The 25,431-nt window shown below is 64.4% G+C and carries 16 protein-coding genes and 4 tRNA genes; 10 read left to right on the plus strand and 10 right to left on the minus strand.

Annotation, left to right across the window (positions count from 1 at the left end; translation table 11 throughout):
* Positions 1-9 precede the first annotated feature (9 nt).
* Entirely contained in the window at positions 10-939 is a 930-nt protein-coding gene (locus SB756_RS19665) for a helix-turn-helix transcriptional regulator (RefSeq protein WP_410911503.1), read from the minus strand.
* Positions 940-1,288: 349 nt separating this feature from the next.
* Here SB756_RS19665 and SB756_RS19670 point away from each other — a divergent pair, with 349 nt between their 5' ends.
* From SB756_RS19670 to SB756_RS19685, 4 genes are all read left to right on the plus strand, one after another.
* On the plus strand, positions 1,289-2,629 hold the full coding sequence (locus tag SB756_RS19670; RefSeq protein WP_410911505.1) for an MFS transporter: 1,341 nt from the start codon (positions 1,289-1,291) through the stop codon (positions 2,627-2,629).
* 130 nt (positions 2,630-2,759) lie between these two features.
* On the plus strand, positions 2,760-3,470 hold the full coding sequence (locus SB756_RS19675) for a fumarylacetoacetate hydrolase family protein (RefSeq protein ID WP_341797821.1): 711 nt from the start codon (positions 2,760-2,762) through the stop codon (positions 3,468-3,470).
* Between the two features lie 18 nt (positions 3,471-3,488).
* Complete coding sequence (locus tag SB756_RS19680) at positions 3,489-4,247, plus strand: SDR family oxidoreductase (RefSeq protein ID WP_132844474.1); 759 nt, start codon at positions 3,489-3,491, stop codon at positions 4,245-4,247.
* A 24-nt stretch (positions 4,248-4,271) separates the two neighbouring features.
* Entirely contained in the window at positions 4,272-5,222 is a 951-nt protein-coding gene (locus SB756_RS19685) for a 2-hydroxyacid dehydrogenase (RefSeq protein WP_341797820.1), read from the plus strand.
* A gap of 122 nt (positions 5,223-5,344) precedes the next feature.
* On the opposite strand, the gene nirD is transcribed toward SB756_RS19685, so the two are convergent.
* The 3 genes from nirD to SB756_RS19700 all read right to left on the minus strand — a co-directional run bounded on the left by nirD (position 5,345) and on the right by SB756_RS19700 (position 12,627).
* Complete coding sequence (gene nirD, locus SB756_RS19690; RefSeq protein ID WP_132844468.1) at positions 5,345-5,707, minus strand: nitrite reductase small subunit NirD; 363 nt, start codon at positions 5,705-5,707, stop codon at positions 5,345-5,347.
* On the minus strand, positions 5,707-8,259 hold the full coding sequence (nirB, locus tag SB756_RS19695) for a nitrite reductase large subunit NirB (protein ID WP_341797819.1): 2,553 nt from the start codon (positions 8,257-8,259) through the stop codon (positions 5,707-5,709). The genes nirD and nirB overlap by 1 nt, the downstream gene beginning before the upstream one ends.
* Positions 8,260-8,601: 342 nt before the next feature.
* Positions 8,602-12,627 carry a molybdopterin-dependent oxidoreductase gene (locus tag SB756_RS19700; RefSeq protein WP_410911508.1) on the minus strand — a complete coding sequence of 1,342 codons (4,026 nt, stop codon included), beginning with the start codon at positions 12,625-12,627 and terminating at the stop codon, positions 8,602-8,604.
* Positions 12,628-12,945: 318 nt separating this feature from the next.
* On the opposite strand from SB756_RS19700, the gene map reads away from it, so the two are divergent.
* Positions 12,946-13,737 carry a type I methionyl aminopeptidase gene (gene map, locus SB756_RS19705; protein ID WP_196304835.1) on the plus strand — a complete coding sequence of 264 codons (792 nt, stop codon included), beginning with the start codon at positions 12,946-12,948 and terminating at the stop codon, positions 13,735-13,737.
* Between the two features lie 86 nt (positions 13,738-13,823).
* Here map and SB756_RS19710 read toward each other — a convergent pair.
* From SB756_RS19710 to SB756_RS19725, 4 genes are all read right to left on the minus strand, one after another.
* Positions 13,824-13,900: transfer RNA gene (locus SB756_RS19710), tRNA-Asp, on the minus strand.
* A 13-nt stretch (positions 13,901-13,913) separates the two neighbouring features.
* Positions 13,914-13,989: transfer RNA gene (locus tag SB756_RS19715), tRNA-Val, on the minus strand.
* A 168-nt stretch (positions 13,990-14,157) separates the two neighbouring features.
* Positions 14,158-14,234, minus strand: a tRNA-Asp gene (locus SB756_RS19720).
* Between the two features lie 13 nt (positions 14,235-14,247).
* Positions 14,248-14,323, minus strand: a tRNA-Val gene (locus SB756_RS19725).
* A 215-nt stretch (positions 14,324-14,538) separates the two neighbouring features.
* On the opposite strand from SB756_RS19725, the gene rdgC reads away from it, so the two are divergent.
* The 3 genes from rdgC (at position 14,539) to sugE (ending at position 17,094) form a co-directional block, all read left to right on the plus strand.
* On the plus strand, positions 14,539-15,459 hold the full coding sequence (gene rdgC, locus SB756_RS19730; protein ID WP_016501075.1) for a recombination-associated protein RdgC: 921 nt from the start codon (positions 14,539-14,541) through the stop codon (positions 15,457-15,459).
* A 183-nt stretch (positions 15,460-15,642) separates the two neighbouring features.
* Positions 15,643-16,608: a bile acid:sodium symporter family protein gene (locus SB756_RS19735; RefSeq protein WP_043202841.1), complete on the plus strand. Its 966-nt coding sequence runs from the start codon at positions 15,643-15,645 to the stop codon at positions 16,606-16,608.
* 168 nt (positions 16,609-16,776) lie between these two features.
* Complete coding sequence (gene sugE, locus SB756_RS19740) at positions 16,777-17,094, plus strand: quaternary ammonium compound efflux SMR transporter SugE (RefSeq protein WP_016501077.1); 318 nt, start codon at positions 16,777-16,779, stop codon at positions 17,092-17,094.
* Positions 17,095-17,103: 9 nt separating this feature from the next.
* Here sugE and SB756_RS19745 read toward each other — a convergent pair whose 3' ends face one another.
* Entirely contained in the window at positions 17,104-18,981 is a 1,878-nt protein-coding gene (locus SB756_RS19745; protein WP_410911510.1) for a 1-acyl-sn-glycerol-3-phosphate acyltransferase, read from the minus strand.
* 184 nt (positions 18,982-19,165) lie between these two features.
* On the opposite strand from SB756_RS19745, the gene SB756_RS19750 reads away from it, so the two are divergent.
* Both SB756_RS19750 and SB756_RS19755 read left to right on the plus strand, forming a co-directional pair.
* Positions 19,166-20,344, plus strand: coding sequence for an MFS transporter (locus SB756_RS19750; RefSeq protein WP_341797816.1), 1,179 nt, complete (start codon positions 19,166-19,168; stop codon positions 20,342-20,344).
* 125 nt (positions 20,345-20,469) lie between these two features.
* Complete coding sequence (locus SB756_RS19755; protein WP_341797815.1) at positions 20,470-23,949, plus strand: NahK/ErcS family hybrid sensor histidine kinase/response regulator; 3,480 nt, start codon at positions 20,470-20,472, stop codon at positions 23,947-23,949.
* Here the strand turns inward: SB756_RS19755 and rmuC are convergent.
* Positions 23,921-25,291 carry a DNA recombination protein RmuC gene (gene rmuC, locus SB756_RS19760; RefSeq protein WP_410911525.1) on the minus strand — a complete coding sequence of 457 codons (1,371 nt, stop codon included), beginning with the start codon at positions 25,289-25,291 and terminating at the stop codon, positions 23,921-23,923. The two genes, SB756_RS19755 and rmuC, sit on opposite strands and share 29 nt — an antisense overlap.
* Positions 25,292-25,431: the final 140 nt, after the last annotated feature.

The raw sequence follows: 25,431 nt of genomic DNA on the forward strand, positions 1-25,431 counted from the left end.
GCGGCAAGCTTACCGCATCGCTACCTGCGGCGTATCCGGGTCGCGCTGCTGGCGGCGGAATTGCCCGGGCGGCAGGCCATGGATCTGCCGGAAGCGCCGGGAAAAGTAGGCTTCATCAGCAAAGCCACAGAGCCGCGCCACCTCGCCCACCGGGCGGCTGCCATTGAGCAGGTAGTTGCGCGCGGTGTGCATGCGCCGCTCCAGCACCAGCTCGCTGAAGGTCTTGCCGATTTCCTTGCGCAGCCAGTGGGTCAGGTAGGTGGGCGACAGGTAGGTGGCGGCGGCGACTTTTTGCAGGTTCAGGTCGGGGTCATCGATATGCCGGCGCAGGTATTCACTCATGCGGCCCAGCGCGGCCCGGCGGCTGAGCTGGGCAGCGTTGCTGTCGGCCAGTTCGCGCAGCGGCTCGGCGTACAGGCCGCAGACCTGGCCGATCAGCTGCAGCAACAGGCCCTTGAGCATTTCGCGGGTGCCAAAGCGGCGGTTGGCATCCAGTTCACGCAAGCGATCGAGGATTTGCCGGGCCTCGGCAAAGTCGGCGTCACCCAGGCAAAAGTCGAGATGCTCTTGAAAGCGGAACGGTGACAGCTCCGGCGCCTGCAGGATCGACACTTCTTCCAGGTCCATCGGGTCGCAGGCCAGGTGCGGCAGGAGGAACGTCTGGGAGAAATTGATCACCACGAAGTCGCTGTCCGCCGGATGTGGGATCACGTGCACCCTGTGCGGCAGGATGAAAGCCAGAGTGTTGCGCCTGAACGGGCGCTGCACGCTGCCGATGTGTTGCACCGTGTCGCCGCCTAAATTGACCTGGATCTGAAAATACTCGTGACGGTGCGGCGCGGTCTCGGCGGGGCGCCCGCACTGGTCGCGGATGTAGAAATCCATCAGCTCGCTGCGCTGCTGCATGACGTAGGTCGGAACCTCGCGCTTGGGGGGCATTGGGTTGGCTCCAGTCTTCAAGGATGGCGCTGTCTGGCCCCTTCACGGGCAAGGCCGCGAGAGACCAGGGGCATGCACTACAGGTTGTACGATGTCTAAAGTCATCAAATTAAACCTGTCTGCAAAAACTCGCGCAACCCTAACCGTCCACAACCCGCTGGGAATGCGACATACAGCTGAAAATACGCGCAAAACCCCACCTTCTGATTTTCTTGGACAGCACAGCCCTACCCCGCCTTCAGCGAAAAAAACGGTCTAAAACCGCCGTTGCATTCAATACGTCGTACGACCACTGTAGGAACGGGACTGCAGCCCAACCTCTACCAACAACAACAAACGAGGTCGACTCATGTCGAGCACGCCTACCCCCCGCGCCGCGTCGTCGTACGCGCTGGACGCGGCCCCTGCCCAGCGCCTGCCCTCCCGCCGCCGCTGGTTCATGCTGTCGCTGCTGCTGGTGGCGACCATCATCAACTACGTCGACCGGGTGAACATTTCCATCGCAGCGCCGTTCATGGCCAAGGACCTGGGCCTGGACAAGGTCGAGATGGGCCTGATCTTCTCCGCCTTCGCCTGGACCTACGCATTGGCACTGGTGCCGGCCGGCTTCATCGCCGACCGTTTCGGCTCGCGCCTGACCTACGGCGTGTCGCTGATCAGCTGGTCGGCAGTCACCGTGGCCCAAGGCCTGGCCAGCGGCTTCGCCTCACTGTTCGGCCTGCGCCTGGCGGTCGGCGCCATGGAGGCCCCGGCTTTCCCGGCCAACAGCCGTGCGGTCACGGTGTGGTTCCCCGCCCGCGAGCGCGGCATGGCCAGCAGCATCTACGTATGTGGCCAGTACCTGGGCACCGCGCTATTCACCGGCGCGCTGCTGTGGCTGGCGACCACCTATGACTGGCGCCACGTGTTCTACAGCACCGGCCTGGTGGGCATCCTGTTCGGCGTCGTGTGGCTGGTGCTATACCGCGACCCGCTGAACTGCAAGAAGGTCAGCAAGGAGGAACTGGCCTACATCGAGAACGGCGGTGGCCTGGTGAAAAGCAGCCAGCAACGTACCCGCTTCGACTGGCGGCAGGTCGCCGAACTGTTCCGCTATCGCCAGGTCTGGGCGATCTGCCTGGGCAAGTTCGCCAGCACCTCGGCACTGTACTTCTTCCTTACCTGGTTCCCCACCTACCTGATCGAAGACCGCCAGCTGACGCTGATCAAGGTCGGCATCTTCGCGGTCATGCCGTTCATTGGTGCCACGGTCGGCATCCTCCTGGCGGGCATCGTCTCCGACCTGCTGATCCGCAAGGGCTACTCGCTGTCGTTTGCCCGCAAGCTGCCGCTGGTGGTGGGCTCGATGCTGGGGATGTCGATCGTGCTGGTGAACTTCACCGATTCCAATGTGCTGTGCATCGCCGTGCTGACCCTGGCGTTCTTCGCCCAGGGCATCGCCTCGTCGTCGTGGGCTGCCGTGTCGGAAGTGGCGCCGAAGGAGCTGATCGGCCTGACCGGCGGCATCACCAGCCTGGCGGCGAACATCGGCGGCATCGTCACACCGATCGTGATCGGCGCCATCGTGCACGCCAGTGGCTCGTTCGCCATGGCGTTCTGGTTCATCGGCGGCGTGGCGTTGATGGGCACGCTGTCTTACTCGCTGCTGCTTGGGAAGCTCTATCGCATCGAGCTGAAAACAACTGCTTGAGATTGCACTGCCTGTGCTGGCGATTGGGCCGGTACAGGTTACTTGGATAATCCAATCCAACCCCGCTTTCGTCCAACTTTGCCGGCCAGCCGCTGGATACGCTGGCCACTCCAGTACGGAGGATTCACCCATGACCTACCTGTTCAACCCGCCGGCCATCGTCAGCCTGCCGATCCGCAGCAGCGATGCGCGCTTCCCCGTCGGCCGGGTGTTCTGCATCGGCCGCAACTACCCGTGGCCGGAATCCTACGGCGCGGCGCCGCTGGAGCCGGTGTTTTTCATGAAGCCGGCGAGCAACGTCGTCGAGGCATCGGGCGAGCTGCCCTTCCCGCCGCAGACCGACGAGTTCTGCCATGAAATCGAGCTGGTCGCGGCCATTGCCAAGGGCGGTGCCGACATTGCCCCGGGACACGCCCTGGAGCACGTGTTCGGCTTCGCCGCCGGCCTGGACCTGACCCGCCGCGATCACCAGCGCAAGGCCAAGGCCGAGGGCCTGCCCTGGGAAGGTGCCAAAGTATTCGAGGCCTCGGCACCGATGACCGCCATCGTCCCCGCCAGCGAATGCGCCTGGCCACTGGATGCGTCGCTGTGGCTGCAAGTCAATGGCGAGGAGCGCCAGCGTGCTCACCTGAGCCAGCAGACCTGGGCATTGGCCGAAGTGATCAGCCGGCTGTCACGCCAGCTGCCGCTGCGCACGGGCGACCTGATCATGACCGGCAGCCCGCCCGGCGTGGCCCCGCTGAACCCCGGGGACACGATACACGCCGGCATCGACGGTATCGGCGAACTGCATCTGCGTGTCGGCCCCCGCCCTGCCGGGCAAACAGCCAACGCAGCCTGAACCTGACGGAGACCCGACATGACCCAGAACAAGAAAATCGCCCTGGTCACCGGTGCCGGTAGCGGCATCGGCCGCGCCGTCGCCCTCGCCCTGCTGGATGACGGCTTCAGCCTGGTGCTCGCCGGGCGCCGCGCCGAACCCCTGCAAGCCGTGGTTGCACAGGCGCTGGCAGCAGGCGGTGAGGCGCTGGCCGTGCCCACCGATGTACGCGACGAGCAGAGCGTCGCGCAGCTGTTCGCCACCATCGAAGAAGTGCACGGCCGGCTCGATGTGATCTTCAACAATGCCGGTATCAACGCGCCCGCCGTGCCGGTGGACGAGCTGCCGCTGGAGAACTGGCGCAACGTCATCGCCACCAACGTCGACGGTGTGTTCCTGTGCGCCCGCGCTGCCTTCGGCCTGATGCGCCGCCAGCAACCGCAAGGTGGGCGAATCATCAACAACGGCTCGATCTCGGCGCACACCCCACGCCCGTTCACTGCACCCTACACGGCCAGCAAGCATGCGGTGCTTGGCCTGACCAAGGCGCTGGCGCTGGATGGCCGGCCGTACAACATCGTGTGTAGCCAGGTGGACATCGGCAACGCCCTGACCGAGTTGTCCGAGCGCATGACCCGGGGGGTACGCCAGGCCAATGGCGAGGTCGCAGCCGAGCCGATGCTGGACGTGCGCCATGTGGCCGATGCGGTGCGCTACATCGCGGCGCTGCCGCTGGACGCCAACGTACTGAACATGACCGTGATGGCCAGCAACATGCCGTTCGTTGGCCGTGGCTGATCCCTGTTTATGATGGAGTGACCGATGAAACCCGAAGTCCTGCAACTGAGCCCTGTCCTGATCCCGCAGATCCGCGAGCGCCTGGAACAGCTGTTCACCGTGCACCGCTACTACGAACAGGCCGACAAGGAGGCCTACGTCAGCCAGCATGCCGGCAATATTCGCGGCGTGATCACCGGCGGCCACACCGGTATCAGCCAGGCGCTGATGGCACGCTTGCCCCACCTTGAAGTGATCGCGGTCAATGGTGTCGGTACCGACGCGGTAGACCTGGCCTATGCTCGCGATCGTGGCATCCAGGTAACGGCAACCATCGGTGCCCTCACCGAGGACGTCGCCGATCTCGCGATTGGCCTGCTGATCGGCTTGTGCCGGGGTATCTGCACCGGTGACCGCTTCGTTCGCGCCGGCCATTGGGCCACCAGTGCCACGCCGCTGGCACCGTTGCCACTGGCCCGGCAGGTGTCGGGCATGCGCGTGGGCATCGTCGGCATGGGGCGCGTCGGCCGCGCAGTCGCCCAACGGGCGGCAGCGTTCGGGTGCCCGATTCGCTACACCGACCTGCAGCCGCTGGACGTGCCTTACGGCTTTGAGGCAGACCTGCTGCAGCTGGCCAAGGACAGTGATGCACTGATCCTGGCGGCGGCGGCCGACAAGGGCGAGGCGCTGATCGATCGCCAAGTGCTGCGGGCGTTAGGTGCAGAGGGATACCTGATCAACATCGCACGCGGCAAGCTGGTGGATGAGCCGGCGTTGATCGCGGCGCTGCAGGCCGGGGAAATCGCTGGCGCGGCGCTGGATGTGTTTGCCGACGAACCCCGCGCGCCCGAGGCATTGTTCGAGCGTGAGGATGTGGTGCTGCAGCCGCATCGAGCCAGCGCCACGGTGCAGACCCGCACGCGCATGGGCGAGATGGTGGTGGCCAGCCTGGTGGATGTATTTGCCGGGCGCACGCCGCAGGGCTTGGTGATCTAGCCGGCTGGTGCCGGCCTCTTCGCGGGCTTGCCCCCGCGAAGCATCCAACACGGTGCATGGCACGGGCTTCGCCCGTGTTCGCGGGACAAGCCCGCGAAGTGGGGGCAGCCAACAAATGGTGATCAGGCCACAGACAGCTCCACGGCCTCCCCCTTCAACCGCACCGGCCACACCCGCAACCTCTGCCCGGCATCCTCCAGGCACTCCCCACTCAGCAGGCTGAAGTGCTGCTTGTAGAGCGGCGCTGCCACCACCAACTCACCTTGCACGCTGCCCACCAGCCCGCGACCGATGATGTTGGCGCCGGAGCGTGGGTCGCGGTTGTCCACCGCATACAGCGGCTGCGCCTGCCCTGGCAGGTAGAACAGCGCCACCTGAGCCCCGTCGAGCCACACCACGACCCCGGAATCGGCCACCAGGTCTTGCGCCTGGCACACCGCCTGCCAGTTCTCACAGGTTTTCACAGCAGCATTGGACAGGTTCATCAGACAGCCTCCTCGACAGTAGGGATCAGGTGCAGCGGCGCCGCTGGCCGGCGTTGTTCGCGTTCACGCACGAAGTGCACGTCCGGGTCAGCGCGGCGATCGTTGACAAAGGTACGGAAGCGCTTGAGCTTCTCGGGGTCGTTGAGGGCGTTGGCCCATTCGCATTCATACTGGTCGACCACATGCTGCATCTGGCTTTCCAGCTCGCTGGCCAGGCCCAGGCTATCGTCGATCACGACCTGCTTCAGGTAGTCCAGGCCGCCTTCCAGGTTCTCGCGCCACACCGAGGTGCGCTGTAACTTGTCGGCCGTACGGATGTAGAACATCAGTACACGGTCGATCAGGCGTACCAGGGTTTCGTCGTCCAGGTCGGTGGCGAACAGCTCGGCATGCCGTGGGCGCATGCCGCCGTTGCCGCACACGTAGAGGTTCCAGCCCTTGTCGGTGGCGATCACGCCGATGTCCTTGCTCTGCGCCTCGGCACACTCGCGGGTGCAGCCAGACACCGCGAACTTGAGCTTGTGCGGGCTGCGCAGGCCCTTGTAGCGGTCTTCCAGGCGCAGGGCCATGGCGACACTGTCCTGCACGCCGTAACGGCACCAGGTGCTGCCCACGCACGATTTCACCGTGCGGGTCGACTTGCCGTAGGCGTGGCCGGTTTCGAAGCCGGCCTCGATCAGCTCGCCCCAGATCAGCGGCAGCTCGTGCAACTGGGCACCGAACAGGTCGATGCGCTGACCGCCGGTGATCTTGGTGTACAGGTCGTACTTCTTGGCCACCTGGCCGATGACGATGAGCTTGTCGGGGGTGATTTCACCACCCGGAATACGCGGCACCACCGAGTAGGTGCCGTTCTTCTGCATGTTGGCCATGAAGGTGTCGTTGGTGTCCTGCAGCGGCACCAGCGCCGGGTCCATGATCGGCTGGTTCCAGCAGGAGGCGAGGATGTTGCCCACCGCCGGCTTGCAGATGTCACAGCCAACGTGGCCCTTACCGTGGCGTGCGAGCAGCTCGCTGTAGGTGCGGATGCCCTCCACCCGCACCAGCCCGTAGAGCTCCTGGCGGGTGTAGGCGAAGTGCTCGCACAGGCTCTTGTCCACCGCTACGCCACGTGCGGTCAGTTCGTGCTCGAACACCTGCTTGAGCAAGGCCGCACAACCGCCGCAGCCGCTGCCGGCCTTGGTGCAGCCCTTGACCGCAGCAAGGTCGCTGCACCCGCTGTCGATGGCGTCGCACACCGCGCCCTTGCTGACGTTGTGGCACGAGCAGATGGTCGCGCTGTCGGGCAGCGCATCGGCGCCCAAGGCTGGTGCACCACCGCCTTGCGGCAGGATCAGCGCTGCCGGGTCGGCTGGCAGGGCGATGCCGTTCTGGGCGTATTGCAGCAGGGTGTCGTAGTAGCTGTTGTCGCCGACCAGCACTGCGCCGAGCACGTGCTTGCCGCTGGCGTCCACCACCAGCCGGCGGTAGGCGCTGTTGGCTTCGTCGATGAAGCGGTAGCTGCGTGAACCGGGGGTGGCGCCATGGGCATCACCAATCGAGCCGACATCCACGCCCAGCAGCTTGAGCTTGGTCGACATGTCGGCACCGGTAAACGCTACCGCCGCTTCCCCCATCAGCAAAGCCGCCAGGTTGCGCGCCATGCTGTAGCCTGGGGCGACCAGGCCGAACACGCTACCGTTCCACGAGGCGCACTCGCCGATGGCAAAGATGCGCGGGTCGCTGCTGCGGCAATGGTTGTCGATCACCACGCCACCACGGGCGGCGATGTCCAGGCCGCAGCCACGGCCCAAGGCATCCTGCGGGCGGATACCGGCGGAGAACACGATCAGGTCGGTTTCCAGATGCTCGCCACCGTCGAAGTTCATGCGGTAGCGGTAGGCTTCACCGGCGCTGATCGACTGGGTGGCGCGCGACAGGTGCACGCCCACACCGAGCGCTTCAATCTGCGCCTTGAGCGCGGCACCGCCCTCGCCGTCCAGCTGAACCGGCATCAGCCGTGGGGCGAACTCCACCACGTGGGCTTCCAGGCCCAACGACTTGAGGGCGTTGGCTGCCTCCAGGCCAAGCAGGCCACCACCGACCACCACGCCACGGCGGGCACCGGCTGCGGCAGCGCGAATGGCATCGAGGTCATCAAGGGTACGGTAGACCAGGCGGGCATTGCCGCTGGAGCCTTCGATCGGCGGCACGAAGGGGTAGGAGCCAGTGGCCAGGACCAGTTGGTCGTAGCCGTAGCGCCCCTCGGCGGTGACTACTTCGCAGCGTTCACGGTCGATTTCCAGCACGGCCTCCCCGAGGTGCAGGTGCACGCCGTTGGCGTTGTAGAAATCGTGCTCGCACAGGGCCAGGGTCTCGGCACAGCTGCCGCCGAAGTATTCGGACAGGTGCACGCGGTCGTAGGCGCGTTGGCGCTCTGCGCCGAACACCCGCACCTCGAAGCGCTGCAGGGCGCCGCGGCTGACCAGTTGTTCGACGCAATGGTGGCCGACCATGCCGTTGCCGACGATGACCAGTCGCTCTCGTTGCCCGCTGCTCGCTGTTGCCTTCATAAGCCGATCCTCGATCAAAAAAAAAGCGCCTGGAGCCGAAGCTCCAGGCGCCTTTGCCTGTATTCATCACGGTGTGCCCCCGGGTTGATCGCCGTTGATCAGTGGGGCTTGTTGTATTGGAGGTAAAGCAGGGACTGTGCCAATTGTTTTACCTGTACCGGCCTCTTCGCAGCACAAGGCTGCTCCTACAGCTATCGCGTGCCCCTGTAGGAGCAGCCTTGTGCTGCGAAGGGGCCGGTACAGCTATCGCGTGCTCCTGTAGGAGCAGCCTTGTGCTGCGAAGGGGCCCTACAGGCGATCAAAATGCACAACCGGGGTGCACATCAGCCCATCCCGGTGCACTCAGTACACATCCCGCAGATAACGTTTGCCCTTGCTCAAACCTTCCACATAGGCAGCCGCCTGCGCCACATCCATCCCGCCATGCTCAGCCACAATCGCCCGCAACGCCGCATCCACATCCTTGGCCATGCGCTGCGCATCCCCACACACATAGAAATACGCCCCCGCTTCCAGCCACTGCCACAGCTGCGCGCCCTGCTCCAGCATGCGCTGCTGCACATAGATCTTCTCGGCCTGGTCGCGGGAAAACGCCGTATTCAGACGCAAGTGGCCGCTTGCCTGCCAAGCCTGTAGCTGCTCCCGGTAATAGAAGTCGGTAGCGGCGCACTGTTCGCCAAAGAACAGCCAGTTGCCCCCTTTCGCCCCCCGCGCCTCCCGCTCTTCGAGGAACGCCCGGAACGGCGCAATGCCGGTACCGGGGCCGACCATGATCACCGGCACGCTGTCGTCCGCGGGCAACCGGAAGTGCCTCGACGCCTGCGGGAAAATTGCCACCTTCAACGCTTGGGCGCGGTCGGCGAGGAAGGCCGAGCACACGCCCTTGCGCTCGCCATAACGCACGGTGGAGACGGTCAGGTGTACCTGGCCGGGATGCGCTAACGGGCTGGAGCTGATCGAGTACAGACGCGGCTGCAAGGGCTTGAGCAGTTCAAGCCAGCTGGCCAGCGGTAGCTGCTGGGGAAAGGCCCGCAGCACATCGACCAGTTGCCGGCCCCACAGCCAGTCCTGCAGCTCGGCCTTGCACTCGGGCTGCAGCAGACGTTGCAGGTCCGGGGCGCTGCCCGCGAAGGCTTGCAGTTGCTGCGTGGTGACCTTGGCGATTTCCAGGTGCGCGTGCAGGGCTTCGGCCAGTGGCATGGCAGGTTGGCCCTTCAGCTCGACCATGGCCTGGCCATCAAGCTGCATCAGCGCCAGCAGTTCGTCGACCAGCGCTGGGCAATTGCGCGGCCACACGCCCAAGGCATCACCGGCGGCATAGCTGAAGCCGCTACCGCTCAGGTCGAACACCAGTTGCCGTGTTTCCTTGCTGGCACCGGGGCCGTTGAGCAGGTGGTTTTCCAGCAAGGTGGCGGGCCAGGGTTGTTGTTTGCTCCAGCCCGCCATAGGTGCAGGTTCACTCGCCGGTGGTGGCGCAGCGGCCCTGCCCAGCAAGGGCAGCAACGCGTCAAGCCAGCCTGCGAACGCTTCGTCAAAGTCTGGCTCGCAGTCCACCCGTTGCAACAGGCGCCGGCCACCCAGTTCGGTCAGACGCTGGTCGAGCTTGCGGCCAAAGCCGCAGAACTGGTCGTAACTGGAGTCGCCCAAGGCCAGCACTGCATAGGGCAGTTCGGCGCAGCAGGCGCCCTCCTCGCCCTGCAAGGCGTGCCAGAACGCCGCTGCGCTGTCGGGCGCATCGCCATCGCCAAAGGTGCTGGCGATCAATACCACGCTGGCGGCGCCCTGCAGCTGGCTCGGGCTGACCGCCTGCATGCAACTGAGCTGCACATCCAGGCCGGCACCGCGCAGGCGTTCGGCACAGCGCTCGGCCAGCTGCTCGCCGTTGCCGGTCTGCGAGGCCCACAGCACCTGATGCCGTGGCGCCACCAACGCCGCAACGGGCAGTGCCGCAGGCTGGGCGAACAGCCCGGCCAGCAAGCCGTCGATAAACAGCCGGTGGTTGGCCGCCAGTGGCGCACTGGCCGGCAGGCTGGGCACGCCCTCGGCGCGGGCCTGGTTCAGGCCCAGCACGAAACCTTGCAGGTAATGGCGCTCTTCTTCTGCCAGCACCGGGGCTGGCAAGGTGTCCAGGCCAAGCAGACGGGACAGGGTGGCAGTGGGCATGCGGGCTGGCTCCGAAATGGCAGCGTTCAGGTCAAGGGCGTCGATACGCTCGCCTGCGACCCGTTGCAGGGCCACGGCGCAGTGCTTGAAAGCGGGTTGCAGCGACAGCGGGTCGACGGCATCGCAGGTGACGGCATTGATTGCCAGTTGCTCGCCGACCAGGTCGTTCCAGTGGAACGGCGCAAAGCAGTTGCCTGGCATGACCCGGTCGCTGATTCGCGCCGGCAGTACGGCTTGACCGCGCCGTGAGCGGACGGCCACCTGATCCTTTTCAGCGATGCCAAGCCGTACGGCGTCGTCTGGGTGAACCTCGACGAAGGGGCCAGGCTCCAGCTTGTTCAGCGCCGGCACCTTGCCGGACTTGGTCAGGGTGTGCCACTGATGCTGCACGCGGCCGGTGTTCAGCACCATGGGGTAGTCGTCATCCGGCAACTCCGGTGCCGGCAACCAGGCCCGGGCGAAGAAGCGGGCCTTGCCGCTGGAGGTGGGGAACGCCAGCGCCGGGCAATCGCCCTGGGCATCGTGCAGCAGCGCCTGGCTGCTGCCGTCGTTCATGTAGCGTAATGGGCTGCGATCGCTGCCATGGCCTGGCGCACAAGGCCACTGGCGTGGTTGCTGACGCAGCTCGGCGTAACCGATGCCGCGCAGGTCGTAGCCGGTGGCGGGGTTATGGAAGCGGCGGATTTCTTCATACACCGCTTCGGCATCGGGGTAGTCGAAGGCTTCGGCGTAGCCCATGGCGCAGGCCACCCGGGCGATGATCAGCCAGTCGGGCAGGCTCTGCCCTGGCGGCTCTACGGCGCGCGGCATCAGGGTGAGGTTGCGTTCGCTGTTGATCATCACGCCCTCGCCTTCGGCCCACAGCGCGGCCGGCAGCAGGATGTCGGCGTAGCGGTTGGTTTCGGTGTCGAGGAAGGCATCCTGGGTAATCACCAATTCGGCCTGGCACAGGCCATCGATCACCTGCTGGCGGTTGGCAACGCTGGCTACCGGGTTGCTGCAGATGATCCAGCACGCTTTTACTTCACCCGCGTTCATCTGCTCGAACAGTGCCACCGTACCCTCGCCGCCTTCACTGCGCAGGCTGCCGGGTGGCAGTTGCCACTGCTGCTCGACAAATGCGCGATCGCCTTCCACCAACGCCGAGCGCTGGCCTGGCAGGCCGGGGCCCATGTAGCCCATCTCACGGCCGCCCATGGCATTGGGCTGGCCGGTCAGCGAAAAAGGCCCGCTACCAGGGCGGCAGATGGCGCCCGTGGCCAGGTGCAGGTTGCAGATGGCGTTGCTGTGCCAGGTACCGTGAATGCTCTGGTTCAGGCCCATCGTCCAGCAGCTCATCCAGTCGTTGGCGCTGCCGATCCATTCGGCGGCCTTGATGATGTCGGCCTCGGCCAGCCCGGTGATGGCGGCTACGCGCTCGGGGGTGTAGTCATCGAGGAAGGCTGGCAGTTCGTTCCAGCCTTCGGTGTGGCGGGCGATGAAGTCGGGGTTGGTGTGGCCATTGCGGTGTAGCAGATACAACAAGCCGTTGAGCAAGGCCATGTCACTGCCGGGGCGTACTTGCAGGAACAGGTCGGCCTTGTCGGCGGTGGCGCTGCGCCGTGGGTCGACGACGATCAGCTTCGCGCCGGCCTTGACCCGATCGAGCAGGCGCAGGAACAGGATGGGGTGGCAGTCGGCCATGTTGGCGCCGATCACCAGGAACACGTCGGCGTGCTCGAAATCCTGGTAGCTGCCAGGCGGGCCGTCAGCGCCGAGCGACAGCTTGTAGCCGCTGCCGGCGCTGGCCATGCACAGGCGCGAGTTGGACTCGATGTGGCGGGTGCGGATAAAGCCTTTGGCCAGCTTGTTGGCCAGGTACTGAGCCTCCAGCGACATCTGCCCCGACACGTACAGCGCCACGGCGTCGGGGCCGTGCTGGTCGATGATGCCGCGCAAGCGCTTGCCGGTGTCGGCGATGGCCTGGTCCATGCCGGTGCGCGCCGGTTGCTGGTTGCGCTGCTGGCGCACATAGGCGTCTTCCAGGCGGCCGGCGGCGGTCAGCGGCACGTGCGCAGTGAGGCCTTTGGTGCACAGCCGGCCGAAGTTGCTGGGGTGCTGCTTGTCGCCGCTGACCTTGACGACCTTGCCATCGGCAACGCTTATGACGATGCCGCAGCCAACGCCGCAGTAGGGGCAGACGCTGCGTACTTCGCTGTTGGCCATGGGCGGGCTCCTGTGGGAAACGCAAAAAGGCGCCGGCTGCCCTGGCTTGCTGAGCAAGCGGGGGCAACACGGCGCCTTTGTCGTGAAGTTTTGTGGGCTGTCGACGTTGATAGCCCGGGATTGAGGTGGATCAGCAATTAGTGGGCCAGCTGTACCGGCCTCTTCGCGGGTAAACCCGCTCCCACAGGGATTCCACAGGGCCTGAGGGTGGTGATGTGCCTGTGGGAGCGGGCGTGCCCGCGAAGAGGCCTGCCCAGTTCACGCACCATGCGGTGGCAACCTCACGCCCCCTGGCGCTATGCTGGGGCAAATTACAGCATGAGCAACTGCCCTCCCCCTATGTCCCAGGTGATTCTCAAGACCCCCGCCCAACTCGACCTGATGCGCCGCGCAGGCCAACTACTGGCCCAGGTTTTCGCCGACCTCGACGGTTTCATCCGCCCCGGCGTGACCACGATGCAGATCAACGACCGTGCCGAAGCATTCATCGTCGACACGCTCAAGGCCCGGCCGGCGAGCAAAGGCCAGTACGGCTTTCCTTATTCGCTCAATACCTCGGTGGACCATGTGGTGTGCCATGGCATGCCCAATGCCGATGAAGTATTGAAGGAAGGCTCGATCATCAACGTCGACATCACCCTGGAACAAGGCGGCTACATTGCCGACTCGTCGAAGATGTACAGCATCGGGCACATCAGCGATGAAGCCCGACGCCTCGTCGACACCACCTACGACGCGCTGTGGAAGGGCATCGAGCAGGTGCGCCCCGGGGCCACGCTGGGCGATATCGGCCACGCCGTCCAGGCCCATGCCGAGGCGGCGGGCTACAGCGTAGTACGCGAGTATTGCGGCCATGGTATCGGCCAGCAGATGCATGAAGGGCCTGAAGTACTGCACATTGGCCAGCGCGGCATGGGCATGAAGCTGAAGCCGGGGATGGTGTTCACCATCGAGCCGATGATCAACCAGGGTGGGCGCGGTACGCGCACATTGAAGGATGGCTGGACAGTGATTACCCGCGACCACAGCCTGTCGGCGCAGTGGGAGCATACTGTGGCGGTGACCGAGGACGGGTTCGAGGTGCTGACGTTGCGAGAAGAAGAGCGCTGATACAAAAATTGCAGACACAAAAAAAGCGACCCTAAGGTCGCTTTCTTTGTTACTTCCAGGTGTTCAGTGGGCCTGGAAGCGGAATATGGCGCAGCGGACGGGACTCGAACCCGCGACCCCCGGCGTGACAGGCCGGTATTCTAACCGACTGAACTACCGCTGCGCTATACATCGAGTGGTGGGTGATGACGGGATCGAACCGCCGACCCTCTGCTTGTAAGGCAGATGCTCTCCCGGCTGAGCTAATCACCCATGTCTCTCGGTGTGGCGCGCATTCTACGGGCGACTTTGCACTCTGGCAAGCACTTATCGAAGTTTTTTCAAACTTCGTTTAAACACCAAAATTCAGGCACAAAAAAGCGACCCTAAGGTCGCTTTCTTTGTTACTTCCAGGTGTTCAGTTGGCCTGGAAGTGGAATATGGCGCAGCGGACGGGACTCGAACCCGCGACCCCCGGCGTGACAGGCCGGTATTCTAACCGACTGAACTACCGCTGCGCTATACATCGAGTGGTGGGTGATGACGGGATCGAACCGCCGACCCTCTGCTTGTAAGGCAGATGCTCTCCCGGCTGAGCTAATCACCCTTCGTCTCGGTGTGGCGCGCATTCTACGGACGACCCCGCACCCTGGCAAGCAATTTTTAAACTTTTTTCAAAAAAAACTTCATTCCTTTCAAAGGCCTAGCGTTGCCGGGTGTTTCTTTCACGCATAAGCCACTGCTGGCCCTCTGACAGGGTTGGCCTCAGAGCTCCGCTCGGAGAATAATGCCCGCCTTATGCATTAAGGAGAGTTACCCCTCATGTGGTTCAAGAACCTGCTGACCTACCGCCTGACCCAGGAAGTCCCGTTCGAGCCTGAAGCGCTGGAAGCCGCACTGGCCAGCAAGCCGGCCCGCCCCTGCGCCAGCCAGGAGCTGACCACCTACGGTTTCGTCGCGCCGTTCGGCAAAGGCGAAGACGCTCCCCTGGTGCATGTCAGCGGCGAGTTCCTGCTGATTGCCGCACGCAAGGAAGAACGCATCCTGCCGAGCAGCGTGGTCAACGACGCGGTCAAGGAAAAGGTCGAAGAGATCGAGACCGAGCAGATGCGCAAGGTCTATAAAAAAGAACGCGACCAGATCAAGGACGAGATCATCCAGGCTTTCCTGCCGCGTGCGTTCATCCGCCGCTCGATGATCTTCGCCGCCATCGCCCCGCGCCTGGGTGTGATCCTGGTCAACTCGGCCAGCGCCAAGCGCGCCGAAGACCTGCTGTCGACCCTGCGTGAAGTGATGGGCTCGCTGCCGGTGCGCCCGGCCACGGTGAAGATTGCGCCAACCGCCACCATGACCGACTGGGTCAAGTCGCAGCAAACCGCCGAAGGCTTCTATGTACTGGACGAGTGCGAACTGCGTGACACCGCCGAAGACGGCGGTATCGTGCGCTGCAAGCGCCAGGACCTGACCGGCGAGGAAATCCAGCTGCACCTGAGCACTGGCAAGGTGGTAACCCAGCTGGCCCTGGCCTGGCAGGACAAGCTGTCGTTCATTCTGGACGACAAGATGGTGATCAAGCGCCTGAAGTTCGAAGAGCTGCTGCAGGAGCAGGCCGAGCAGGACGGTGGCGATGAGGCTGCGCAGCAGTTCGATGCCAGCTTCCTGCTGATGATGATGACCTTTACCGAGTTCCTGCCGGTGCTGTTCGAGGCGCTGGGTGGGGAGGAGATTCCACAAGGGGTCTGATGTGTCTTGAGATGCCAGTGCAGGCCTGAAGGCCATTTTGCCTGCACCGGCCCTATCGCCGGCAAGCCAGCTCCCACAGATACACCACGGTTTTCCGAACCTGTGGCGTACCTGTGGGAGCTGGCTTGCCGGCGATAGGGCCCTGGAAATTCACAAAGCTATAAGTAGAAAAGGAATTGCCCCATGCGTGCCCTCGCCGCCTTAAGCCGCTTCGTCGGCAATACCTTCGCCCTGTGGGTGCTGGTGTTTGCCGTGCTGGCCTTTTTGCAACCGCAATGGTTCATCGCCTTGAAGGTCGCCATCGTGCCGCTGCTTGGGCTGGTGATGTTCGGCATGGGCCTTACCCTCAAGCTCGACGACTTCGCCGCCCTCGCCCGCCAGCCCTGGCGGGTGATGCTGGGGGTGGTCGCGCACTTCGTGATCATGCCGGGCATGGCCTGGCTGCTGTGCCAGCTGTTCCACCTGCCGCCGGAAATTGCCGTGGGCGTGATCCTGGTCGGCTGCTGCCCGAGCGGCACCGCCTCGAACGTGATGGTCTGGCTGTCGCGTGGTGACCTGGCGCTGGCCGTGGCGATTGCTGCAGTAACCACGCTGCTGGCACCACTGCTGACCCCGGCGCTGATCTGGTTCCTGGCGTCGGCCTGGTTGCCGGTGTCCTTCATGGACATGTTCTGGTCGATCCTGCAGCTGGTGATGCTGCCGATCGTGCTCGGCGTGCTGGCCCAGCGCCTGCTCGGTGCACGGGTGCAGGCGGCGGTGCAGGTACTGCCGCTGGTGTCGGTGGTGAGCATCGTGATGATCGTGTGCGCGGTGGTGGCGGCCAGCCAGGCGAAGATCGCCGAATCGGGGCTGTTGATCATGGCGGTGGTGATGCTGCACAACAGCTTTGGCTATTTGCTGGGGTACCTGACCGGCAAGCTGTGCAAGTTGCCGCTGGCCCAACGCAAGTCGCTGGCGCTGGAGGTGGGGATGCAGAACTCCGGGCTGGGGGCGGCGCTGGCGGCGGCGCACTTTTCGCCATTGGCGGCAGTGCCCAGTGCGTTGTTCAGTGTTTGGCACAATATTTCCGGGGCGCTGCTGTCGACCTGGTTCCGGCGGATGGATGAGCCTGCGGTGGAAGCTGAAGAAGTGGAGCCTGCCAGGCATTGAGGGTGCCTGTACGGGCCTCTTCGCGGGCTTGCCCGCGAAAGGGCCAGTACTGGCTTGCCCTGAAACCTTCGGGTGTGCACTATATTGCCCACTGTGAGGACGACCTCACGACGCACCGCGTGACCATTCCGGGGACGGCCCCATCATTCAAACGATGGAGACACACTCATGTCCTGGATCATCCTGTTCTTCGCTGGCCTGTTCGAGGTCGGCTGGGCCGTAGGCCTGAAATACACCGACGGCTTCAGCAAACCGATTCCCACCGTACTCACGGTCGGCGCCATGGTCATCAGCCTGGGCCTGCTGGGCCTGGCCATGAAAGAACTGCCGCTGGGCACCGCCTATGCCATCTGGACGGGTGTTGGCGCAGTCGGCACAGTCATCGCCGGGATCATCCTGTTCGGCGAGTCCATGGCCCTGGTGCGGCTGGTCAGTGTGGCGCTGATCATCTGCGGCCTGGTCGGCCTGAAAGTCAGCGCCAGCTAACCCCCTCCCCTATCGCAGGTCACCGCGCAGGCGGCTGACCTGCTCGCGCAACAGCTCAGGCTGCGCTGCCTCCACCGGGATGGCGGCGCCCGCCACGATGGTTACCCGCGACCACAGGCGCTTGAAGAAGCCCTTGGCCGGGTCGCGGCTGAAGAAGCTGCCCCACAGCCCTTGCAAAGCCAGCGGGATCACCGGCACCGGTGTTTCTTCGAGGATGCGGTTGACGCCGCCCTTGAACACATCGATCTCACCATCGCCAGTCAACTTGCCCTCCGGGAAGATGCACACCAGCTCTCCATCGGCCAGGTACCTGGCAATGCGCGCGAACGCACGTTCGTACGTGGCGGGGTCTTCGTTGCGCCCGGCAATCGGGACGGCGCCTGCAGTGCGGAACACGAAGTTGAGCACTGGCAGGTTGTAGATCTTGTAATACATCACAAAGCGGATCGGCCGGCGGATTGCTCCTCCCAGCAGCAATGCATCAACGAACGACACGTGGTTGCACACCAGCAGCGCCGCGCCTTCGTCAGGGATGCGCTCAAGGTCGCGGTGCTGCACACGGTACATCGAATGGCTGAGCAGCCAGATCAGGAAGCGCATGGTGAATTCGGGCACGATCCTGAAGATGTAGGCGTTGACCGCGATATTTAGCAGCGACACCACCAGAAACAGCTGCGGGATACTCAGCTCGGCAAGCCCCATCAGGATGATGGTAAGCACCGCCGACACCACCATGAACAAGGCATTGAGGATGTTGTTGGCCGCAATCACCCGGGCGCGCTGGTCTTCGGCCGTGCGTGCCTGAATCAGCGCATACAGCGGCACAATGTAGAAGCCACCGAACACGCCAAGGCCCACGATCGACAGCAGGATCCACCAGGCCTGGCCTATACCCAGCAGCGCCAGCCAGTCGTGCGGCGCAGCTGCAGCCGGCACATCGCCGGAGTGCCACCACCACAGCAGGCCGAACAGGGTCAGGCCGAACGAGCCGAACGGCACCAGGCCGATCTCTACCTTGCGCCCGCTAAGCCTCTCGCACAGCAACGACCCCAGGGCGATGCCCACCGAGAACAGCGTCAGCACCAGGGTGACCACTGTGCCATCGCCGTGCAGCCAGTCCTTGGCGTAGGCCGGGATCTGTGTGAGGTAGATGGCACCGACAAACCAGAACCACGAGTTACCCACGATCGAGCGCGATACGGCGGGCGGCTGCCCCAGGCCCATGCGCAGGATCGCCCACGACTGCCTGAAGATGTTCCAGTCCAGCGGCATGCTCGGCGAGGCGGCCGCGGCCCGCGGGATCCAGCGGCTGGCCAGGTAGCCAAGCACCGCAGTGCCGACCACCCCACCAGCCACCACCGTGGCATAGCTGTCGGCCGACATCATGACCCCGGCGCCGATGGTGCCAGCGAGAATGGCGAGGAATGTGCCGGTTTCTACCAGCCCGTTACCGCCGACCAGCTCTTCCTCGCGCAGGGCCTGCGGCAGGATTGAGTACTTCACCGGGCCGAACAGCGCCGAGTGGGTCCCCATGCCGAACAGCGCCACCAGCATCAGCGCCAGGTGGTTGGTGATGAAGCCAAGCGCACCGATTGCCATGATGACGATCTCGGCCAGCTTGATCGCACGGATCAGCGCGTCCTTGGCGAACTTCTCGCCAAACTGCCCGCCCAGCGCCGAAAACAGAAAGAACGGCAGGATGAACAGCAAGGCGCACAGGTTGACCCAGATTGAACGGTCACCGTCGCCCAGGCTGAGCTTGAACAGGATCGCCAGGATCAGCGATTGCTTGAACAGGTTGTCGTTGAAGGCACCCAGCGACTGGGTGATGAAAAACGGCAGGAAGCGCCGCTTGCCGAGCAAGGTGAATTGCGAGGAGTGACTCATCGTCCTTGGTCCTGAGGGCTTTTCAATTGGAGGCGCGCCGGGCACGTCAGGCCACAAATCTGCATGGGAAATGCCTTGGCTGGCAAGCCTACACGCTTTTTGCAGAAGCAGCCGGGGCGCTCCTGCAGGTGCCGTATGTGGCTTATGCTTGTGCTCGGCAAACCAGAACAACAAGGACGTGGTAATGCTCGCCGCCCTGAAACGCTACCCGCACACCGTACGCCTGCTACTGCTGACCACCTTCACCCTCACGGTCGCCCGCGCCCTTACCCTGCCCTACCTGGTGGTGTACCTGGCCGACAACTTCCAGCTGCCGATCAGCCAGATCGGCCTGCTGATAGGTGGCGCGCTGATCATCGCTTCGCTGCTGAGCCTGTATGGCGGCCACCTGGTCGACACCTTGCGCAACCACACGCTGGTCAGCGCCAGCACCCTGCTGTTCGCCCTGGCCTTCGTCGCCGCGGTCGTCAGTGAATCGGCGCTGTTGTTCTTTTTGTGCCTGGTGCTGATCAACCTGGCGCTTGCAGTGGTCGACATCGCCGCCAAGGCAGGCTTCTGTGCCTTGCTGCCAGTGGAAGAGCGGGCCGAGGTGTTCGCCATCAAGTACACCCTCAGCAACGTCGGCTACGCCGCCGGCCCGCTGCTGGGGGTCGCCATGCTGGAACTGGACGACCACATGCCGTTCATCGCCTCGGCCCTGCTTGGCCTGGGCATGTGCCTGGCCTACTGGCGCCTTGGCGACCGTGACCTGCAGGCGAGCGCACCGGACAAGCCTGCGGCCGGCTTCGGCCAGGTGGCGCTGGGGCTGGCGCGTGACCGCCGGCTGGTGTATTTCACCCTGGGCGGGGTGCTGAGCGCGGTGGTGTTCGGCCAGTTCACCGCCTACCTGTCGCAGTACCTGGTGGTAACCAGCAGCCCGACGGAAGCGGCGCGGCTGGTCGGCTACCTGGTCACCACCAACGCGGTGACGGTGATTGCCCTGCAGTACCTGATTGGCCGACGCATCAGTCGTCAGCACCTGATGCCCTGGTTGCTGGCCGGCATGGCCCTGTTCATCGCAGGGCTGCTGGGCTTTTCGTTGGCAGGCTCGGTGCTGGCCTGGTGCCTGGCGATGCTGGTGTTCACCCTGGGCGAGATCATCGTGATCCCTGCCGAATACATGTTCATCGACCTGATCGCCCCGGAGCACTTGCGCGGGGTGTATTACGGCGCGCAGAACCTGTCCAACCTGGGGGCTGCGCTGGGGCCGGTGATGGTAGGGTTTGCCCTGGTGCACCTGTGGCCGGGGGCAATCTTCTACCTGCTGGTGTTGTCGGTGTTGCTGGCGGGGGTGTTTTACGGGTTGGGCACTCAAAAAAATTGATGTTTTGTTTCAGATCAATCGCGAGCAAGCTCTCGCCTACAACCATCGTCTGCGCTGACGAAGCGGCGCCTGCGTGCCAGACTGGTTGATCGGGACCGCGTTATATTTTTTGCTTCGGAGTCTTCATGTCGTTGTCCAGCGGGCTGATCGCCGTGGTCGCCCTGGCCTATATGGCCGTCATGTTCGCCATCGCCTTCTATGGTGACCGCCGCAGCACGCCGTTGCCGCCGAAACTGCGCGCCTGGGTGTACAGCCTGTCGCTGGCCGTTTACTGCACCAGCTGGACCTTCTTCGGCGCCGTCGGCCAGGCCGCCGAACAGCTCTGGGCATTCCTGCCGATCTACCTGGGCCCGGTGCTGCTGATGGTCTTCGCGCCCTGGGTGCTGCAGAAGATGGTGCTGATCAGCAAACAGCAGAACATCACTTCAATCGCCGACTTCATCGCCGCACGCTACGGCAAGTCGCAAACCCTGGCGGTGGTGGTGGCACTGATTTGCCTGGTCGGTGTGCTGCCGTACATCGCCCTGCAGCTCAAAGGCATCGTGCTGGGCGTCAACCTGCTGATCGGGGCCAACGCCGACGCCACCGGCACCCGCGTGCAGGATACCGCGCTGGTGGTGTCACTGGTGCTGGCACTATTCGCCATCGTGTTCGGCACCCGCAGCCTGGACGTGACCGAACACCACCGGGGAATGGTATTGGCGATTGCCTTCGAATCGCTGATCAAGTTGCTGGCCTTCCTGGCCGTGGGCATTTTCGTCGTATTCAACCTGTATGACGGCTTTGACGACCTGTTCAGCCAGGCTCGCCAGTCGATCCACTTGCAGGACTATTGGCAAGAGACCATCAACTGGCCGTCAATGGTGGTGCAAACCGCTGTGGCGATGATGGCGATCATTTGCCTGCCGCGGCAGTTTCACGTCACCGTGGTGGAGAACATCGAGCCCCAGGACATGCGCCTGGCGCGCTGGGTGTTCCCGATGTACCTGGTGCTGGCCGCGCTGTTCGTGGTGCCGATTGCCCTGGCCGGGCAGATGCTGCTGCCGGGCACGGTGATCTCCGACTCGTTCGTCATCAGCCTGCCACTGGCCGAGGCGCACCCAAGCCTGGCCCTGCTGGCATTCATTGGCGGCGCTTCGGCAGCCACCGGCATGGTCATCGTCGAAGCGGTGGCGCTGTCGACCATGGTGTCCAACGACATGCTGCTGCCCTGGCTGCTGCGGCGCAACAACGCCGAGCGGCCGTTCGAGGCGTTCCGCCACTGGATGCTCTCGGTACGCCGGGTAACCATCGTGGTGATCCTGCTGCTGGCCTACGTCAGCTACCGCCTGCTGGGCTCCACCGCCAGCCTGGCGACCATCGGCCAGATCGCCTTCGCCGCCGTCACCCAGCTCACCCCGGCCATGCTCGGCGCGCTGTACTGGAAGCAGGCCAACCGTCGCGGCGTGTTCGCCGGCCTGGCGGCAGGCATCTTCCTGTGGTTCTACACCTTGGTCCTGCCGATTGCCGCGCACAGCCTGGGCTGGTCACTGCAGCTGTTCCCAGGGCTGGCATGGCTGCATGGCAACCCGCTGGGCCTGCCGATCAGCCCGCTGACCCAAGGGGTGGTGCTGTCGCTGGCAGGCAACTTCACCCTGTTCGCCTGGGTTTCGGTACTGTCGCGCACACGGGTTTCCGAACACTGGCAGGCCGGCCGCTTCATCGGCCAGCAGACCAGCGCCCGCCCCAGCAGCAAGCCACTGCTGGCGGTGCAGATCGACGACCTGCTGACCCTGGCCTCGCGTTTTGTCGGTGAGGAACGCGCCCGGCAGAGCTTCATCCGCTTTGCCTACCGCCAGGGCAAGGGCTTCAACCCCAACCAGAATGCCGACGGCGACTGGATCGAACACACCGAACGCCTGCTGGCCGGGGTGCTCGGGACCTCGTCGACCCGCGCCGTGGTCAAGGCCGCCATTGAAGGCCGCGACATGCAGCTGGAAGACGTGGTACGCATTGCCGACGAAGCCAGCGAGGTGCTGCAGTTCAACCGCGCGCTGCTGCAAGGCGCCATCGAGAACATCAACCAGGGCATCAGCGTGGTCGACCAGAACCTGCACCTGGTGGCCTGGAACCGTCGCTACCTGGAGCTGTTCAACTACCCCGACGGGCTGATCAGCGTGGGCCGGCCGATTGCCGACATCATCCGCTACAACGCCGAGCGCGGCCTGTGCGGCCCGGGCGAAGCGCAGGTGCATGTGGCGCGGCGCCTGCACTGGATGCGCCAAGGCCGCGCGCATTCTTCCGAACGGCTGTTCCCCAATGGCCGGGTGATCGAGCTGATCGGCAACCCGATGCCGGGTGGCGGCTTCGTCATGAGCTTCACCGACATCACCCCGTTCCGCGAGGCCGAGCAGGCCCTGCGCGATGCCAACGAAGGCCTGGAACAACGGGTGGCCGAGCGCACCCACGAACTGTCGCAACTGAACCAGGCGTTGTCCGAAGCCAAGAGCCAGGCCGAGGCGGTGAGCAAGTCCAAGACCCGCTTCCTGGCTGCGGTCAGCCACGACCTGATGCAACCCCTGAACGCCGCCCGGCTGTTCTCCGCCGCCCTGTCGCAGCAGGCGGAGGGCATGAACGAAGAGGCCCAGCAGTTGGTGCAGCACATGGACAGCTCGCTGCGCTCGGCCGAAGAACTGATCAGCGACCTGCTGGACATCTCGCGCCTGGAAAACGGCAAGATCACCCCAGACGCCAAGCCCTTCGCCCTCAACGAACTGTTCGACACGCTGGGTGCCGAGTTCAAGGTGCTGGCGGCCGAGAAAAACCTGGAGTTCCGCCTGCGTGGCAGCCGCCTGCGGGTGGACAGCGACATGAAGCTGTTGCGCCGGGTACTGCAGAACTTCCTCACCAATGCCCTGCGCTACGGCAAGAGCCCGATCCTGCTGGGCGCGCGCCGCCAGGGCGAGCGCCTGTGGCTGGAGGTGTGGGACCGTGGCCCGGGCATCGCCGACGACAAGCTGCAAGTGATCTTCCAGGAGTTCAAGCGCCTGGACAGTCACCAGACACGCGCCGAGAAAGGCCTGGGCCTGGGCCTGGCAATTGCCGACGGCCTGTGCCGGGTGCTGGGGCACCCGCTGGAAGTGCGGTCGTGGCCGGGCAAGGGCACGGTGTTCCGCGTCAGCGTGCCGATTGCCCGCCAGGCCGCCCCGGCGCCAAGCGCCCCCGCTGAACAACAGGGCGGCCAGCCGCTGGCCGGGCTGCAAGTGCTGTGCGTGGACAACGAAGACAGCATCCTGATTGGCATGAACAGCCTGCTCAGCCGCTGGGGCTGCCAGGTATGGACCGCGCGCAACCAGGCGGAATGCGAAGCCCTGCTGGCCAAGGGCATGCGCCCGCATCTGGCACTGGTCGACTACCACCTGGATGACGGCGAGACCGGCACCGGGCTGATGGGCTGGCTACGCGCGCGCCTGGGCGAACCGGTGCCAGGGGTGGTGATCAGCGCCGACGGCAGCAAGGAAACCATCGCCATGGTGCATGCGGCAGGCCTGGATTACCTGGCCAAACCGGTCAAGCCGGCAGCCTTGCGCGCCATGCTCAATCGCCATCTGAGCCAGGTTCAGTAACTGTGGTGTCCGGCACCTCATCGGACAGCGCCCGTTCCAGCAAGTCTGCCGGCAGGCTCTTGCTGGCGCGGGCGCCCAGCAGCTTCAGCTGTTCGCTGCGGCTGACCAGGTTGCCGCGCCCTTCGCACAGCTTGTTACGGGCAGCGGCATAAGCCTTGTCCACCTGTTGCAGGCGGCTGCCCAGCTCATCCAGGTCCTGGATGAACAACACGAACTTGTCGTAAAGCCAGCCGGCGCGCTCGGCAATTTCCCGGGCGTTCTGGCCCTGGCGCTCCTGTTTCCACAGGCTGTCGATCACCCGCAAAGTAGCCAGCAGGGTGGTAGGGCTGACGATCACGATATGCCGGTCGAAGGCTTCCTGGAACAGATTCGGCTCAGCCTGCAGGGCTGCCGAAAAGGCCGCTTCGATGGGCACGAACAGCAGCACGAAATCCAGGCTGTGCAGGCCTTCGAGGCGGTTGTAGTCCTTGCTCGACAAGCCTTTGACGTGGCTGCGCAGTGACTGCACGTGCTGTTTGAGCGCGGCCTCGTCGTTGTTGGCGACAAACTGCTGGTACGCCGTAAGGCTGACCTTGGCGTCCACCACCACCTGTTTGTCGCCGGGCAGCATGATCAGCACATCGGGCTGGAAACGCTCGCCGTCAGCGCTCTTGAGGCTGACCTGGGTCTGGTATTCGCGGCCTTTTTCCAGGCCAGCATGTTCCAACACCCGCTCGAGGATCAGTTCGCCCCAGTTGCCCTGGGTTTTCTGGCCTTTGAGGGCCTGGGTCAGGTTGGTGGCTTCGTCGGACAGGCGCAGGTTGAGCTGTTGCAGGCGCTCAAGCTCTTTGCCCAGGGAAAAGCGTTCGCGGGCTTCCTGCTGATAGCTTTCTTCGACGCGTTTTTCGAAGGACTGGATACGCTCCTTGAGCGGGTCGAGCAACTGGCCCAAGTGCTGCTGGCTGGTCTGGGCGAAGCGTTGCTCGCGCTCGTCGAAGATCTTGGTGGCCATGTCGGCGAACTGGGCGCGCAGGGTGTCGCGGGCTTCCTGCAGGTCTTCCAGGCGCTGCTGATGGCTTTCTTGCTGTTCGCGCAGTTCAGCCTCCAGGCGCGCACCCTGAGACTCCAGACGACGCAGCTCGGCTTCACGGTTGGCGCGCTCCAGGCTCCAGGCGTGGGCAGCGTCACGGGCGTTGTCGCGGTCGATCTGCAGCAGTTCAAGTTCACGGCCCTGGGCGGCCAGTTGGGCCTGCTTGACGGTGTTGGCTTCGCTGAGGTCGCTGACTTCGTCGCGGCTGGCCTCAAGCTGCGCCTGCAGGCCGGCCTGGGCCAGCAGGGCTGCGTTGAGGCGCTCTTCGAGCAAGGCCTGCTCGCCTTGCCGTGCGCCCTGCCGGCGCTGCACCTGCATGACCCAAAAAAGACAGGGTAAAGCACCTGCCACCAAGCCCAGCAGAATGCTGGCCAGATCCACTGTCATGCTTACCCCGATCACGCTGATGCAAA

Origin of the sequence: Pseudomonas sp. SIMBA_068, from assembly GCF_046534705.1 — a bacterium.
GTDB classification, from domain to species: domain Bacteria; phylum Pseudomonadota; class Gammaproteobacteria; order Pseudomonadales; family Pseudomonadaceae; genus Aquipseudomonas; species Aquipseudomonas putida.

What these genes read in the sequence shown, in the direction of transcription:
- SB756_RS19665 (WP_410911503.1), bottom strand. Translation starts at nt 939, where the DNA reads ATGCCCCCCAAGCGCGAGGTTCCGACCTACGTCATGCAGCAGCGCAGC.
- SB756_RS19670 (WP_410911505.1), top strand. Translation starts at nt 1,289, where the DNA reads ATGTCGAGCACGCCTACCCCCCGCGCCGCGTCGTCGTACGCGCTGGAC.
- SB756_RS19675 (WP_341797821.1), top strand. Translation starts at nt 2,760, where the DNA reads ATGACCTACCTGTTCAACCCGCCGGCCATCGTCAGCCTGCCGATCCGC.
- SB756_RS19680 (WP_132844474.1), top strand. Translation starts at nt 3,489, where the DNA reads ATGACCCAGAACAAGAAAATCGCCCTGGTCACCGGTGCCGGTAGCGGC.
- SB756_RS19685 (WP_341797820.1), top strand. Translation starts at nt 4,272, where the DNA reads ATGAAACCCGAAGTCCTGCAACTGAGCCCTGTCCTGATCCCGCAGATC.
- nirD (WP_132844468.1), bottom strand. Translation starts at nt 5,707, where the DNA reads ATGAACCTGTCCAATGCTGCTGTGAAAACCTGTGAGAACTGGCAGGCG.
- nirB (WP_341797819.1), bottom strand. Translation starts at nt 8,259, where the DNA reads ATGAAGGCAACAGCGAGCAGCGGGCAACGAGAGCGACTGGTCATCGTC.
- SB756_RS19700 (WP_410911508.1), bottom strand. Translation starts at nt 12,627, where the DNA reads ATGGCCAACAGCGAAGTACGCAGCGTCTGCCCCTACTGCGGCGTTGGC.
- map (WP_196304835.1), top strand. Translation starts at nt 12,946, where the DNA reads ATGAGCAACTGCCCTCCCCCTATGTCCCAGGTGATTCTCAAGACCCCC.
- rdgC (WP_016501075.1), top strand. Translation starts at nt 14,539, where the DNA reads ATGTGGTTCAAGAACCTGCTGACCTACCGCCTGACCCAGGAAGTCCCG.
- SB756_RS19735 (WP_043202841.1), top strand. Translation starts at nt 15,643, where the DNA reads ATGCGTGCCCTCGCCGCCTTAAGCCGCTTCGTCGGCAATACCTTCGCC.
- sugE (WP_016501077.1), top strand. Translation starts at nt 16,777, where the DNA reads ATGTCCTGGATCATCCTGTTCTTCGCTGGCCTGTTCGAGGTCGGCTGG.
- SB756_RS19745 (WP_410911510.1), bottom strand. Translation starts at nt 18,981, where the DNA reads ATGAGTCACTCCTCGCAATTCACCTTGCTCGGCAAGCGGCGCTTCCTG.
- SB756_RS19750 (WP_341797816.1), top strand. Translation starts at nt 19,166, where the DNA reads ATGCTCGCCGCCCTGAAACGCTACCCGCACACCGTACGCCTGCTACTG.
- SB756_RS19755 (WP_341797815.1), top strand. Translation starts at nt 20,470, where the DNA reads ATGTCGTTGTCCAGCGGGCTGATCGCCGTGGTCGCCCTGGCCTATATG.